At 72.6% G+C, this 14523-nt stretch carries 13 protein-coding genes; 7 read left to right on the top strand and 6 right to left on the bottom strand.

What is annotated here, in order from left to right; all coding sequences use genetic code 11:
- Positions 1–36 precede the first annotated feature (36 nt).
- Entirely contained in the window at positions 37–2106 is a 2070-nt protein-coding gene (locus ACZ7MG_RS05140) for a SpoIIE family protein phosphatase (protein ID WP_471394252.1), read from the bottom strand.
- Between the two features lie 114 nt (positions 2107–2220).
- Positions 2221–3684, bottom strand: coding sequence for a benzaldehyde dehydrogenase (locus ACZ7MG_RS05135; protein ID WP_471394255.1), 1464 nt, complete (start codon positions 3682–3684; stop codon positions 2221–2223).
- 154 nt (positions 3685–3838) lie between these two features.
- Here ACZ7MG_RS05135 and ACZ7MG_RS05130 point away from each other — a divergent pair, with 154 nt between their 5' ends.
- The 6 genes from ACZ7MG_RS05130 to ppk2 all read left to right on the top strand — a co-directional run bounded on the left by ACZ7MG_RS05130 (position 3839) and on the right by ppk2 (position 10027).
- On the top strand, positions 3839–6313 hold the full coding sequence (locus ACZ7MG_RS05130; protein WP_471394258.1) for a SpoIIE family protein phosphatase: 2475 nt from the start codon (positions 3839–3841) through the stop codon (positions 6311–6313).
- Positions 6314–6392: 79 nt separating this feature from the next.
- Positions 6393–7109: a class I SAM-dependent methyltransferase gene (locus ACZ7MG_RS05125; RefSeq protein ID WP_471394261.1), complete on the top strand. Its 717-nt coding sequence runs from the start codon at positions 6393–6395 to the stop codon at positions 7107–7109.
- A 104-nt stretch (positions 7110–7213) separates the two neighbouring features.
- Positions 7214–8035 (top strand): MucR family transcriptional regulator, encoded by an 822-nt coding sequence (locus ACZ7MG_RS05120; RefSeq protein ID WP_471394265.1) that lies wholly within the window; start codon positions 7214–7216, stop codon positions 8033–8035.
- Positions 8036–8187: 152 nt separating this feature from the next.
- Positions 8188–8562 (top strand): roadblock/LC7 domain-containing protein, encoded by a 375-nt coding sequence (locus ACZ7MG_RS05115; protein WP_471394268.1) that lies wholly within the window; start codon positions 8188–8190, stop codon positions 8560–8562.
- A gap of 198 nt (positions 8563–8760) precedes the next feature.
- Positions 8761–9132, top strand: coding sequence for an ArsR/SmtB family transcription factor (locus ACZ7MG_RS05110; protein WP_471394271.1), 372 nt, complete (start codon positions 8761–8763; stop codon positions 9130–9132).
- A 91-nt stretch (positions 9133–9223) separates the two neighbouring features.
- The gene (gene ppk2, locus ACZ7MG_RS05105; protein WP_471394274.1) at positions 9224–10027 is read left to right on the top strand and encodes a polyphosphate kinase 2; all 804 of its coding nucleotides are present in this window, start codon (positions 9224–9226) and stop codon (positions 10025–10027) included.
- 90 nt (positions 10028–10117) lie between these two features.
- On the opposite strand, the gene ACZ7MG_RS05100 is transcribed toward ppk2, so the two are convergent.
- Complete coding sequence (locus ACZ7MG_RS05100) at positions 10118–10666, bottom strand: GNAT family N-acetyltransferase (protein ID WP_471394277.1); 549 nt, start codon at positions 10664–10666, stop codon at positions 10118–10120.
- 167 nt (positions 10667–10833) lie between these two features.
- Here ACZ7MG_RS05100 and ACZ7MG_RS05095 point away from each other — a divergent pair, with 167 nt between their 5' ends.
- Positions 10834–12279, top strand: a complete 1446-nt coding sequence (locus ACZ7MG_RS05095) for an FG-GAP-like repeat-containing protein (RefSeq protein ID WP_471394279.1) — start codon at positions 10834–10836, stop codon at positions 12277–12279.
- Between the two features lie 45 nt (positions 12280–12324).
- Here the strand turns inward: ACZ7MG_RS05095 and ACZ7MG_RS05090 are convergent, their stop codons facing one another.
- The 3 genes from ACZ7MG_RS05090 to ACZ7MG_RS05080 form a co-directional block, all read right to left on the bottom strand.
- Positions 12325–13233 carry a GlxA family transcriptional regulator gene (locus ACZ7MG_RS05090; RefSeq protein WP_471394281.1) on the bottom strand — a complete coding sequence of 303 codons (909 nt, stop codon included), beginning with the start codon at positions 13231–13233 and terminating at the stop codon, positions 12325–12327.
- Between the two features lie 10 nt (positions 13234–13243).
- Positions 13244–13846: a cysteine hydrolase family protein gene (locus ACZ7MG_RS05085; protein WP_471394283.1), complete on the bottom strand. Its 603-nt coding sequence runs from the start codon at positions 13844–13846 to the stop codon at positions 13244–13246.
- A gap of 108 nt (positions 13847–13954) precedes the next feature.
- Positions 13955–14455: a PaaI family thioesterase gene (locus ACZ7MG_RS05080; RefSeq protein ID WP_471394286.1), complete on the bottom strand. Its 501-nt coding sequence runs from the start codon at positions 14453–14455 to the stop codon at positions 13955–13957.
- Between the last annotated feature and the right edge of the window lie 68 nt (positions 14456–14523).

Genomic DNA, 14523 nt, shown 5'->3' with positions numbered 1-14523 from the left:
GGGCCACCGGTGCGGTCAACCGCCTTTTGCGGAGCCTCAGTTGGGCGGCCCGACGTGCCCCGCGCGGACGCGCACCAGCAGGAGTGCGACGTCGTCGTCGGGGCGGGGGCACAGGGCGTTGAGGAGGGTGTCGCCGGTGTGTTCCAGGCCGGCGTCGGTCGGGGAGCGGAGGAGGCGGGTGAAGGTGGCGAGGCCGGTGTCGATCGGTTCCGCCCGGTTCTCGACCAGTCCGTCGGTGTAGAGGGCGAGCAACGAGCCAGGGGCGAGGTCCACTTCGACGGTGCCGAAGTCCACACCGCCCACGCCGAGCGGTACGCCGCCGGGGATGTCGACGAGGCGTGCGGTGCCGTCGGCGGTGGCCAGGACGGGCGGCAGGTGTCCGGCGCTGGACAGGGCGCAGGTGCCGCGGTTCAGGTCGCACACGCCGTACACGCAGGTGGCGATGGCGTCGCCGAGCGAGCCGGCGATGTCGTCGAGATGCCGCAGCAGTTCCGCGGGTTCCAGGTCGAGGCGGGCCAGCGCACGGGTGGCGCTGCTCAACTGCCCCATGATCGCGGCGGCTTGGACGCCCTTGCCCATGACGTCCCCCACGACGAGCCCGGTCCGTCCCGGCCCGAGCGGCAGGACGTCGTACCAGTCGCCGCCGACGTCGCTGAGGGCCGGGCGGTACCGGGCGGCGATGTCGAGTCCCTCGCGCCGGGCCGGTGTGGCGGGCAGGAGGCTGCGCTGGAGGGTCAGGGCGGTGGCGCGTTCCCGGCCGTAGGAGCGGGCGTTGTCGATGCAGATGGCGGCACGCGCGGCCAGTTCCGAGGCGAGGAGGCGGTCCTGGTCGTCGAAGGGGCGCTCGTTGGCGGTGCGGTAGAGGCTGAGGGTGCCGAGCACACTGCCCCGGGCGACCAGGGGCAGCGCCATGTAGGAGTGGACGCCCGCCGCGAGGAGGGCGCGGGCGGCGGCCGCGTCCCGGGCGATCCGCCGCATGCTCCGTTCGTCGACGCGCTCGACGAGGACCGGCCGGGCGGTGCGGACGCACTGGGTGATGACTCTCGACGCCCGGTGGGCGGTCAGTTCGCCGACGGGGTCGGCGGCGTGGATCGCGTCGGAGGGGTGGGCGGACGCCACGGCCAGGGCTCGGAACTCGGCGGGGGAATCACCGGTGACGGGGGGCACGTCGCCGAGGGCCACGACGGATTCCAGGACGTCCACGGCGGCCAGGTCCGCCACGTGCGGTACGGCCACGTCGGCCAGCTCTTGCGCGCTCTGCTCCAGGTCCAGGGTGGTGCCGATCCGTACGCCGGCGTCCGCGATCACGGCCAGGCGCCGGCGGGCCTCGGCGACCTCGGCGGCGGCCCGCTGGCGTTCGGTGATGTCCAGGACGGCCATGGCGAGGCCGAGCACCCGCCCGTTGGTGTCCTCGATGCGGTGGTACGACTCGGAGTAGGTGCGGTCCTGGCTGTCGGCGGCCGTGTGGCCGACGGTGTGCTGGTCGAGCAGGGATCTGCCGGTCTCCAGGACGTGCCGCATCCGGGACTCGATGGCCTCCACGTCCAGGTCCGGCAGCACCTCGCCGACCCGGCGGCCCACCAGGGCGGACTCGGGTACGCCGTTCATGCGTTCCAGCGCGGGATTGACGCCGATCCACCGCAGGGCGGTGTCGAAGACGGCGATGCCCACGGGGGTCTGGTTGACGAGGCTGTGGGAGAGGGCGAGGTCCCGCTCGACGCCACGTACGGTCCTCGCGTCCGCGGCCAGCCCGAGCAGATGGCGCTTGCCCTCGCTGTCGAGCAGCCGCATCGTGCGGAACTCCACGGCGCGTTCGCCGCCGTCCCGGTGCCGCAGCGGAAAGACACCCGTCCAGCGGGCGCCCCCGCTGACCTGGTCGAAGAGTGCGCGGGCCCGGGGCCGGTTCTCGGGCGTGATCAGAAGGGTGTCGGCGCGCTGCCCGAGCGCCTCCTGCGCGGAATGGCCGAGCAGCTGTTCCATCGCGGGGCTCCACAGCACGATCCGGCCGTCCGCGTCCAGCACCACCGACGCCACGTGCAACAGGTCCAGCAGCCCGCCGGGCGTCGCCAGCGTCTCGTCGCGATCTGGGGTCGCATACCCGTGCATGCGGGCCGCTCCTTCCGGCGCGGCTAGGGCGCGGCTGGGGCACCACCGTTGTCGCACACGTCATCCGATGTGGTCAGGGTACGACCGGAGCCCCGGCATCGCCTCGCGGTCGTGTCAGCCCGCCTCCGGGGTGGTCGCCCAGCGCCACTGGGTGAACTGCTCCAGGTTGGCGGTGCCGCCGATGCGGGTGCCGTTGCCCGAGGCGCCCATGCCGCCGAAGGGCGCGTTCGCGGCGTCCGCGGCGGTGACGCCGTTGATGTGGACCATGCCCGTACGGAGCTGTTCGGCGAGCGCGGTGGCGCGCGGCACCGAACGGGAGTGGACGGCCGCCGCCAGGCCGTACTCCGTGTCGTTGGCGATCTCGACGGCCTCGGTGTCGGTGCGGAAGGCGACGATCGGCGCGACCGGCCCGAAGATCTCCTCCCGGAAGGCGGGCATGGCGCGCCCGACACGGTCCAGCACGGTCGGCGAATAGAACAGTCCGTCACGCCGCCCCCCGGCCAGCACCCGGGCGCCCGCCGCCACGCTCTCCTGCACGATGCGTTCGATCCTGGCGGCCTGCCGCTCGCTGATCACGGGGCCGAGGGCGACACCGTCCTCGCGGGGGTCGCCGACCCGCAGGGCACGGGCCTGCCCGATCAGTGCCTCGGTGTACGGCTCCACGAGGTCCTCGTGCACGAGATGGCGCCCGGCGGCGACGCAGGCCTGTCCCTGGTAGCCGAAGGTGCTCAGCGCACCGGCGGTGGCGGCGGCGTCGACGTCCGCGTCGTCGAGGACGACGATCGAGTTCTTGCCGCCCAGTTCCAGGGAGACCCGCTTGAGCCCGTCCCCGGCGGCGCGGGCGACCGCCCGGCCGGCCTCGACGGAGCCGGTGAAGGAGACCATGGCGACCCGGGGATCCGCCACGACGGCCTCACCGGTGACGACACCCCCGGGCAGGACGTGGAGCAGCCCCTCGGGCAGTCCCGCGTCCTCGAACAGCCGCGCCACGATCACCCCGCCGGACACCGGGGTGAGCGGATCGGGTTTGAGGAGCACGGCGTTGCCCAGGGCGAGCGCGGGTGCGAGGGCGCGCATGGCGAACAGCAGCGGAGCGTTCCAGGGGTTGATGACCCCGACCACCCCGAGCGGCACCCGCCAGGCGTGGCTGGCCCGGCCGGGGACCGGGGAGCCGAGGATCTCGCCGAGGGGCAGCGACGCCGTTCCGGCGGCCTGTGCCAGCTGGCTGAGTCCGGCCGCGATCTCGTAGTCGCCCTTCGCCGGGACGCCGCCGGACTCCCTGACGATCCACTCGCGGATCGCGTCGCTGTGGTCCCGCAGCGCCCGGGCGGCACGGAGCAGCACCTCGGCGCGTTCGGGAGGGGCCGTCGCGGCCCAGTCCGGCTGGGCGCGGGCGGCGAGCGCGGCGGCCCGGGCGACGTCGGCGGGTGTGGCGACGCCCACCTCCGCCAGCCGTTCGCCCGTGGCGGGTTCGGTCACCAGGAGGGTTCCGCCCTCGGACCGGCGCCAGCCACCGCTGTGGATCTTCCCGGTCCAGTCGGCCACGTCCGGCCACGTCTGCCCGCTGATGGCGGTCATGGCACGCCCTCGCTCTCGTCCTCGTCGACGCACGACACCTTTTGGTATGCACATCATGATTACTGATGATTACTCCTTAATGTCCGGCTGTTCCGCCCACGGTTGCTCCCGGACGGGCCCGGGCGCACCGTGGAAATGACCGAGGCGAGGGCGGATGAGCACGATGACGGGTTCTGATGCCGTCGGCGACGACCGGGAGGCGCGGCGGTCGTACGACCCCGTCGACGAGGCGGCCACCGCCCGTGCCACGGTGGACGCGCGCGGTGTCGTGACCGGGTGGAGCGAGGGCGCGCGGCGGCTGCTCGGCTACGGGTCCGGGGAGGTCGTCGGCCGGCCCGCGGCCCGCCTGCTCGCCGGGGCACCGCCCGCGCCGGATCTTCGCGACCTTCGCGACCTTCGCGACCTGCCGAGGTGGAACGGGCCGGTCGGACTCCTCCACCGCGACGGCCGCCGTCTCACCGTGGACCTGCTGGCACACCGCCGGACGCCGGACGGCCACGACCCGGGCACCGGCGGGTGGCTCCTGGTCGTCCCCCTGGCCCGCGCGGCGCCGCCGGCCGGGGACGACGCGCTGGTGAGGTGGGCGTTCGCCCGCTCCCCGTCCGCGACGGCCCTCTACGACACGGGCCTGCGGCTGCGGCGCGCGAACGCGGACATGGAACGCGTGATCGGGCTGCCCGAGGCGGCGATGCGGGGCCTGCGGGTCTCGGAGATCGTGGTGGACCCCGAGGGCGACCGGACGGAACAGTGCATGCGCCGGGCGCTGGAGACCGGCGAGGAGCAGTATCTGCGGCAGACCCTGCGCATGGTCGGCCATGCCCGGGAGAGCGTCTGGAGCACGACGCTGACCCCCGTGCCGGACGCCGAGGGGGCCGTACAGGGGGTGCTGCTGTCCGCCCACGACATGACCGAGGAGCATGTGGCCCGGGGGCGTCTGGCCCTGCTGAACGACGCGAGTGTCCGCATCGGCAGCACCCTGGACCTCGCCCGTACCGCGCAGGAACTCGCCGACGTGGCCGTCCCCCGCTTCGCGGACTTCGTCACCGTCGACCTCCTGCCCGCCATCGAGGGCGGTGACGATCCGCCGACCGGACCGCCGCCCGGCCAGGTCATGCTGCGCCGCGTCGCCAACCAGTCCGTCCTCGACGGCTGCCCCGAGGCCGTGGTCGGGTACGGCGAGCTGGCCGCCTACCCGGACGCGTCGCCCGCGGCCGAGTGCCTGGCGGCCGGGCGCCCGCTGATCCGCGCGGTGACCGAACCCGCGATCGACAAGTGGGCGCACCAGGTCCCGGTCCGGGCCGAGCGGGTGCGGAGGTTCGGCTTCCACTCGGTGCTCGCCGTGCCGATGCGGGCCCGTGGCATCACCCTCGGCGTGGCCACCTTCTCCCGGCACCGGAGCCCGGAGCCCTTCGAACAGGACGATCTGCTCCTGGGCGAGGAGATCACGGCCAGGGCCGCCGTCTGTATCGACAACGCCCGCCGCTACTCCCGTGAGCGCCGTACCTCCCTCACCCTGCAGCGCAGTCTGCTGCCGCAGCGGCTGCCGCCGCAGGCTGCCGTCGAGGTCGCCTCCCGCTACCGGCCGGCCAGCACGCAGGCCGGCGTCGGCGGGGACTGGTTCGACGTCATCCCGTTGTCCGGTGCCCGCGTGGCGCTGGTCGTCGGCGATGTCGTCGGCCACGGCATCCAGGCCTCGGCCACCATGGGGCGGCTGCGCACCGCCGTCCGCACCCTGGCCGATGTCGATCTGCCGCCCGACGAACTCCTGACCCACCTGGACGACCTGGTCATCCATCTGTCCGCCGAGGCCGAACGCTCCGCCGATCCCGCCGGTGGCATCGGCGCCACCTGTCTGTACGCGGTCTACGACCCGGTCTCGCGGCGCTGCGCGCTGGCCCGGGCCGGCCATCCCGTGCCCGCGCTGACGACGCCGGACGGGACCGTGGAGTTCCTCGACGTCCCCGCCGGGCCGCCGCTGGGGCTGGGCGGTCTGCCGTTCGAGGCCACCGAGATCGAGGTGCCCGAGGGCAGTGTCCTCACCCTGTACACGGACGGTCTCGTCGAGTTCCGGGGCCGCGACATCGACGAGGGCCTCGACGCCCTGCGGACGACACTGGCCCGGCGGACCCCGTCGCTGGAGGACACCTGCGACAGCGTGCTGCGGGCGCTGCTCCCGGAACGCCCGGCCGACGACGTGGCGCTGCTCATGGCCCGCACCCGGGCCCTGGACGCCGCGCATGTCGCCACCTGGGACGTGCCGTCCGACCCCGCCGCGGTCGCCGACGCCCGCAAGAACGCCTGCCGTCAACTGGAGGTGTGGGGCCTGGAGGAGGCCGCGTTCGTCACCGAACTGATCGTCAGCGAGCTGGTCACCAACGCGATCCGGTACGGCGGAGCGCCCATCCGGCTCCGGCTGATCCGCGACCGCAACCTGATCTGCGAGGTCTCCGACGCCAGCAGCACGGCCCCGCATCTGCGCCGGGCCCGCACCTTCGACGAGGGCGGACGCGGCCTCCTCCTGGTCGCCCAGCTCACGCAGAGCTGGGGTACGCGCAACACGTACACCGGCAAGACGATCTGGGCCGAGCAGGAACTCCCCGCCTCCCCGGACACATCGCCCGAGACCTGACCGGCCGAGGCGGGAAGCCGTTTTGCCGGAACGGCAACAGGAGTGGGCGGGCCGGGGTGTGGTGGACGACGGTGGGCCTATGACTGACGACATCACCGCGGCACCGCCCGCTTCCGCATCCCCCTCCCCCGACCTCTCCCCCTCCCCCTCGTTCTCGTCCTCGGTTGTCGAGGGGTACGTGGGGGATCCCGCGGTGCGGGCGGAGTGGGACAGCCGGTACGCCGACCGGCACCAGTTGTGGAGCGGGCAGCCGAACGGGGCGCTGGTGGAGGAGGTCGCCGGGCTCACGCCCGGGCGAGTGCTCGACGTCGGCTGCGGCGAGGGCGCGGACGCCGTCTGGCTCGCGCGCGGCGGCTGGGACGTGACCGCGATCGAGGTGTCGGGCGTGGCGCTGGAACGAGCCGCCGGGCATGCGCGGGACGCCGGTCTCCCCGTGCGCTGGGTGCACGCCACGCTCACCGAGGCGGCGCTCCCGCCGACCTCCTTCGACCTGGTCTCCGCGCAGTACCCGGCGCTGCTGCGCACCCCTGACGCCGCCGCGGAGCGGGCGCTGCTCGCGGCCGTCGCGCCGGGCGGGGTGCTGCTGCTCGTCCACCACGCGGGAATGGACACCCACCAGCCGCAGGACGGCGGCTTCGACCCGGCCGACTATGTCTGGCCCTCGATGGTCGCCGCCCTGCTCGACGACGACTGGGAGATCGAGGTGAACGAGCAACGCCCCCGCACGGCCCCCGACGGCGGCGCCGGCGCACACCACACCGACGACCTGGTACTGCGCGCACGCCGCCTGCGCTGACCACGGGCCTGTGTCGCCCCTCGCGTCGGCCCGTTCGGATCCGCGAGACTGGAGCACGCGTGTGCGGGTTCGGGAACACGTACCGGTCGGGCTTGGGGGGGGCGATGGAGCGGCAACCCGGCTTCCTCGGTGCCGACTTCCCCGCGTCCGTGCCCGGTGGAGCCCGGCATCCCGACTTCGGGCGGCTGATCCGTGACGAGGACGCGGACACCGTGCTCTGTCATGTGTGCGGGCGGGCCTTCCGTTCGCTCGGGGCGCATGTACGGGCTCATGGGATGACCGCGGTCGAGTACCGGCGGGAGTTCGGGCTGATGCGCGGGCGGGCGCTCAGCGCGCGGTCGTTCGCGCGGGAGCAGTCCCGTACGCGGCGTGCGGAGTACCACGCGTCGGAGGCGGCGCAGGAGCGGTTCGCGTCGGGTCGGGCGATGGCGCGCTCGGGCGAGTTGGCCCGCAGGCGCCGGGCCAGTGACCGTGTGCAGGGGGATGCGGCGGAGTCGCGGCACAAGCGCGCGGAGAGCCTTGCCGCCGGTCGCCGTACGCAGAGCCGCGCCTCCGCGGAGCGGATGGCTGCCGCGCTGAGCGCCGGCGGCTTCGCCGACGTCGAGCAGGCCTTGCGGGCCGTGTACGTCGACCGGCAGGCGAGCATCGAGGACACGGCGCGGGTGCTCGGCGTGGGCAAGCGCCGGGTACGGGAGTTGCTCGTCGAGCACGGTGTCGCGATCCGGCCCGTCGGCGCCAACTCCGCCGCCGGGCGGCGCTCCCGCGTACGGCTCAACGACCGGGCCGCCGCCGAGCGTGTCGGCACCGGGGACATCGGGGCGTGGTTGCGGTCCCGGACCGCCGAGGGCGCGACCCTGCGGGAACTGGCCGCCGCGACCGGCCGCAGCATCCCCTGGGTGACGGCCCGCCTCGGCCCACGCGCATGACCGGTCAGAAATGACGTGCCGCCCGGCAATTCCGGGCTTCCTCATTCAGTACCGGAACAACAGCGGTGGCGGTCACGGGCGCTTCGTAGAGTCCTCGCACCGGCGGAGAGGGCGAAGCCGGAATCACGTGGCGCCCAGAAGGAGACATCGGGATGAGCAATGTCGAGATTTCCCTGAAGGAGATCATGACGTCGATCGAAGGGGCGTTGGGAACCGCGCTGGTCGACTACACCAGCGGAATGGCACTCGGCACACTGGGCGGCGGCAAGGACCTCGACCTGACCGTCGCGGCGGCGGGCAACACGGATGTGATCCGCGCCAAGAACCGCACCATGGAACACCTCGGCCTCAAGGGCGAGATCGAGGACATGCTGATCACGCTCGGCAGCCAGTACCACATCATCCAGCCGCTCAAGGGACGCGGCGGCAACGGACTGTTCCTCTACCTCGTGCTCGACAGGGCCAAGTCGAATCTCGCCATGGCCCGCCACCAGCTCAAACGCATCGAAGTGGAACTCACCGTGTAGAAAAGCGCCTCGTTGCGCGGCCTCGCACGCCCACGACTTGAAGATGTCTTCAAGTGGGAATGTCCAGATCAGGTCAATCCCCTGAGCGTGCGAGGCCCGGTCCTCGAAAATAGGTCCGCGATACCGCCTGCGGTGATCCGTTCAGGTCGCCGCGCCCACTGAAGGCCCGTCGAACGCGGCAGGGAGCGAGCGATTCTCATGCAGGTCCCCCTCTACCAGGCAAAGGCCGAGTTCTTTCGCATGCTGGGGCACCCCGTACGCATCCGGGTCCTGGAACTGCTGCAGGGCGGCCCTCTCGCCGTACGCGACCTTCTCGGCGAGATCGACATCGAACCGTCCAGCCTCTCCCAACAGCTCGGAGTGCTGCGCCGGTCGGGCATCGTCGTCTCCATCAGGGAGGGCTCCACCGTCAGCTACGCGCTCGCCGGCGGTGACGTGGCCGAACTGCTGCGCGCGGCCCGCCGTATCCTCACCGAACTACTCGCCGGTCAGAGCGAGTTGCTCGCCGAACTGCAGCAGGCGGAACTGCAGCCGGCCCTCTCCCCCGGCGGAGCCGACCGACGCCCGTGACCTCGCGGGCGGGCGTCCGGGGTGCGCGGCTCCTCGGCAGAACGTACGGTGACGTTCTGGTGTGCGACCTTGGTCGGGTGGTGGAGGCGACATGGCCGACAAGAAGGCGGCGAAGGTGCCGCGCGCGGCGTACGAGCGGGAACTGCTGCGTCTGCAGACGGAGTTGGTGAAGCTCCAGGAGTGGGTACGGGCGGAGGGCGCCCGGCTGGTCGTGGTCTTCGAGGGGCGGGACGCGGCGGGCAAGGGCGGCACGATCAAGCGGGTCGCCGAGCACCTCAACCCCCGGGTCGCCCGGATCGCGGCGCTCCCCAAGCCGACGGAGCGCGAGCGCACCCAGTGGTACTTCCAGCGCTACGTCGAGCATCTGCCGGCCGCCGGGGAGATCGTGCTGCTCGACCGGTCCTGGTACAACCGGGCCGGTGTCGAGCATGTGATGGGGTTCTGCACGAAGGAGGAGTACCAGCTCTTCCTGCGGCAGTGCCCGATCTTCGAGCGGATGCTGGTGGAGGACGGGATCCTGCTGCGCAAGTACTGGTTCTCGGTGAGCGACACCGAGCAGCAGGAGCGGTTCCGCAAGCGGCTGGAGGATCCGCTGCGACGCTGGAAGCTGTCGCCGATGGACCTGGAGTCGCTCACCCGCTGGGAGGCGTACTCCCGGGCCAAGGACGAGATGCTGGTGCACACCGACATCTCCGAGGCGCCCTGGTTCGTCGTCGAGAGCGACGACAAGCGCCGCGCCCGGCTGAACATGATCGCCCATCTGCTGGCCTCCGTGCCGTACCACGAGGTCCCGCCCCCGGTCCTGGACCTGCCGACGCGCCCGCCGTCGACCGGCTACCAGCGCCCGCCACGCGATCTGCAGACGTACGTCCCCGACCACGCGGCGACCCTCTGAGCGGCCGGGGACCGTGCTCGCCGCGCCCTCACCCGGGACGAGGGTGAGTGCGCGGAGGGCGCGTCACGTCATGGTCGGGGGCGTGCGGTGCTATGCGCCGGGGTCGCGGAGGCCGACCGCGTCGTGTCGCCAGAACGGCTCCGCGTACACCAGTGTCCCTGTCATCCACGGCTCGTACGGCGGGAGTCGGAAGGCCTGGAAGGCGTCGTCCGGAATACGCAGGGACGGTTTCCGGAAGCCCTGGCCGTCGCCGGGCGCGAAGCCGAAGCGGGAGTAGTAGCCCGGATCGCCCTCCAGGAAGACCAGGGGGACGGCCCGCTCGGCGAGGGTGTTCAGCCCGTGCCGGACGAGGGCCGAGCCGATACCGCGCTTGCGATGCTCGGGCATGACGGCCAGCGGGCTGAGCACCTGCACCTCGACCAGTCGCCGAGGGGCGTCGAGCAGACCGCGGGTGAACATGACGTGCCCGACGCTCCGCCCGTCGACCTCGGCGACCAGTGACAGACCGTCCGCGGCCGTGATCGTGCCGCGCAGGGTGTCGACCAGGTCGGCCACGACAAGGCCGTGGTCACCGAACGCCCGCAGGTGGATGTCCCGCACGGACTCGCTGTCGCCCGGAAGTTCTTCGCGAAGATGCATGACCGGAGGGTAAGGACCCACCTCGGTCGCCCGCACACGGTTTTGCGGGCTCTCCGACGCGGCACCCCCGCCGCCTCGCACAGCGCTGAACGCGTCTTCCGCCCCGTACAACCCTTTGTGCACCAAGGGCGTCGTAGGGGCGTCGGATTCTCGGACGGGAGCATGACTTGCGCAGATCCACCCTGACCATGGCCACGGCAGCCGCCGCCCTCGCCCTCGCCGTCACGGGGCTCGGCGCGCCCGTGGCCGACGCGGCGCCCGCTCCCCTGGCGGACGACTTCAACGGCGACGGCTACCGCGATCTCGCCGTCGGAACGCCCAAGGCGAGCGGCGGCACGGTCACCGTCCTGTTCGGCTCCGCCTCCGGTGTCGCGCGGACCCGGTTCGTGAACGTCACCCAGAACACCCCTGGTGTGCCGGGCACTTCGGAGAGCGTGGACAGGTTCGGTGAGAACGTCACCAGTGGCGATGTGAACGGTGACGGCTACGCCGATCTGATCGTGGGCGCGCCCGGCGAGGAGGTCACCGGCAAGCCGCGCGGCTCGGTGACGATCGTCTGGGGCGGCGCGAAGCCGTTCACGTCCGGCGGCATGGTGCTCACCGCGCCGACCGCCGAGGCGGCCGGTTTCGGTGAGGGCGCGGCCTTCGCCGACCTCGACGGAGACGGCACCGCCCAGCTCGCCGTCGTCGGGAACGACACGTTCTGGTGGTACGGCGACGGCGGGCCCACGCAGGACGGCGCGCTCGCCCCCGAGGTGGACTTCCTGCCGGACGGTGTCCGCCTGGACGGCGTCGTCGCGGGCCACTTCTCCTCCGAGGACGGCGGCGACGGCTTCGAGTACGTGCTGCACGGCACCCGGACCGAGCCGGACGGCACCCCGATGTCCGGCTATGTGGGCGTGCTGCGCGGCGGGCACGGCGACATCGGCTCCCTCCACACCGTCCTCAGCGACGACGGGACGACCGGTTCCGCCGCGTGGTGGTCGGCGGCCGTCGCGACGGGCGACATCGACGGCGACGGCTACGACGACCTGGTCACCGCCGACGAGGCGGGCGTCGAGGGCGGTTCGATCATGGTGCGGTACGGCTCTGCGGCCGGGCTGCCGCTCAAGGGCCGTACATACCACCAGGACAGCCCCGGCGTCCCCGGCACCGACGAGGTCCGTGACGACTTCGGCTCGGCGCTCGCCCTGGGCGATGTGACCGGCGACGGCTACGCGGACCTCGCGGTCGGCGCCCCGTACGAGGACGTGGACGGCAAGCGGAACGTCGGCGATGTCGTGCTCCTCAAGGGCGGCCCGAACGGTCTGACCACGGCCGGTGCCCGGTCCCTGCACCAGGCCACGGCGGGGGTGCCGGGCGCGGCGGAGGCCGGGGACCACTTCGGTTCCTCGCTGCGGCTGCGTGACGTCAACGGCAACGGCAAGGCCGATCTGGCGATCGGCGCGTTCGGCGAGGACGTCCTGTCGAACGGCTACGACGACGGGGCGGCGTGGGTGCTGCGGGGCGCGGCCTCCGGCCTGACGACGACCTCGGCGACGTCCTTCAATGCGACCGACTTCGGCTACCCGGTGGTGGCGGGGCGGAAGTTCGCGGACGTGTTCGCCCGCTGAGCCACGCCACGTCCGCAAGAGCCTCCCGTGCTCCCGGGCCGGCGTTCAGGTGGCGCGGGCGCGCAGGCGGCGCAGCATGCGGGCGTCCTCGAAGCCGACCGAGCGGGCGGCGGCGTCGACCGTGGCGCCGTGGCTGATGAGGTGTTCGGCGCGTTCCAGGCGCAGGGTCTGCTGGTAGCGCAGCGGGGTGAGGCCGGTGGCGCGGCTGAAGAGCCGGGTGAGGGTGCGTTCGCTGACGCCGACGGCCGAGGCGAGGCCGGGCAGGGGAAGCGGCTGGTCGAAGCGGGTGTCGATGAGGTCCTGGGCGCGGTGCACGGTGTCGTCGAGGTGGGACCGGTGCCGGAACATCGCGCTGGACTGCGGCTCGTGGCCGTTGCGACGGGCGTAGACGACCATGTCGCGGGCCACCTGCGCGGCGACGGCGGGTCCGTGGCGGCCGGCGACGAGATGCAGGGCGAGGTCGATGCCGCTGGCGATTCCGGCCGAGGTGATCACCCGGTCGTCGGCGGTGAACAGGACGTCGCGGACGACGACCGCCCCGGGGTGGCGCCGGGCCAGTTCGTCCTGCACGTCGTGGTGGGTGGTGCAGCGGCGGCCCTGGAGCAGCCCGGCCCGGCCGAGTGCCTCGGCGCCGGCGCAGACGCTGGCCACGCTGCCGCCCCTGGCGTGGTGGTCGCGCAGGACCTTCAGGGAGGCCTCGGTGACGGGAGGCGAGTCGGCGAGGGTGGCGGCCCGCCAGCCGGGGACCACGATCAGGTCGTCGGGCCCCAGTTCGGGCCAGTCCAGCCCGGCGACGAGCGGCAGTCCCTGGGCCGTGGGGACCTGCGGGCGTTCGGCGACGTAGGTGAGGGTGTAGGGGTGCCCGAAGTCGGCCGCGGTGGAGAAGACCTGCGCGGGTCCTGCCAGGTCCAGCAGATGGACTCCGGGCACCAGGAAGAAGACGACGTGGCTCACGATCCGGTCATCATGCCCGAAGGTCCGCCGCGGCCTCCACCTCGTCGACCGTGGTGATGGTGGCGAAGCGTCCGGCGAGGGCGTACTCGGTGCGCCGGACGACCTCGGCGGCGGGCAGGGTGCGGGGGTCGGCGAGCAGTTCGGCGACGGTCAGGTCATCGGGGGCGTCGCGGTGCGGGATCGGGTCGGTGGCGGTCGCGTCGACGACGAAGGTGACCCGGTAGCCGAGGTCGCTTCCGACGCGGGCGGTGGTCTCCACGCACTGTTCGGTGCGGATGCCGCAGACGGTGAGTTCGCGGATCCCGTGTTCGGTGAGGATCTGCTGCAGGTTGGTGGTGGTGAAGGCGTTGTGCGAGGTCTTGTGGATCAGCGGCTCGCCGTCCTCGCGCCCGTCCAGTTCCTCCAGCGGCCGGACGTGGCCGAGGGCGGGGTCGAAGACGTCGCCGCTGCCGGGCTCGGAGTGCAGCACCCACACCACCAGGTCCCCGGCCCGGCGTGCGAGCCGGACCAGCCGGTTCACCTTGTCGGCGATCTTCGGGTCGGAGATCGCCTCCCACTGCGGGCGGGCGCGGAAGGACTCCTGGACATCGATGACGATCAGTGCTCGGGTCATGCCCCCAGCCTCCGCCGTACGCCCGTGCCACCGACAGGCCGCATCGGGTCCCACTACGGACCGATCCGGTCACCGGCGCGGCCACCCGCCCGCGGTGGCGGTGCTCGGTCAGCTCTCGGGGGTCGGCACCGGGAACAGCATGCAGCTGCTGGTGGCGTGGGCGAGGAGGCGGTCCGACGCGTCCAGCAACTGCGCCTGGGCCAGGGCCGTTCTGCGGCCGCTGCTGACGACGGTGCCGATGGCGCGCACCGTGCCCGTGTCCGCGGTGATCCGCCGCAGAAACTTCACCGTCAGGTCGAGGGAGGTGTAGGCCATACCGAGCGGGAGGGTCGACTGGACGGCACACCCCGCCGCCGAGTCGAGCAGGGTGGCGAAGATCCCGCCGTGCACACTGCCGATCGGGTTGTAGTGCTCCTCCCCCGGCGTCAGCGAGAAGACCGCCCTGCCGGGCTCCACCTCGTCCAGGGCGAAGTCGATGGCGTAGTTGATGGGCGGCCTCGGCAGGCTGCCCTCGGTCAGCGCGCGCAGGAAGTCGATACCGGACATACGTCCGGCGGCCTCCGCCAGGATCGCGGGATCATCCCACTGATATGTACGCGTTCGCCCCACGACCGGGAACCATCCTCTCAGCTGACTTCTGAAAGCGAAGCTAGATGCGCGACACCTGGCTGTCAATG

It is taken from the genome of Streptomyces sp. NPDC107538 (assembly GCF_055657445.1).
The sequence above is the reverse complement of the archived record's forward strand: the minus strand, read 5'-3'. Positions and strand labels throughout refer to the sequence as shown.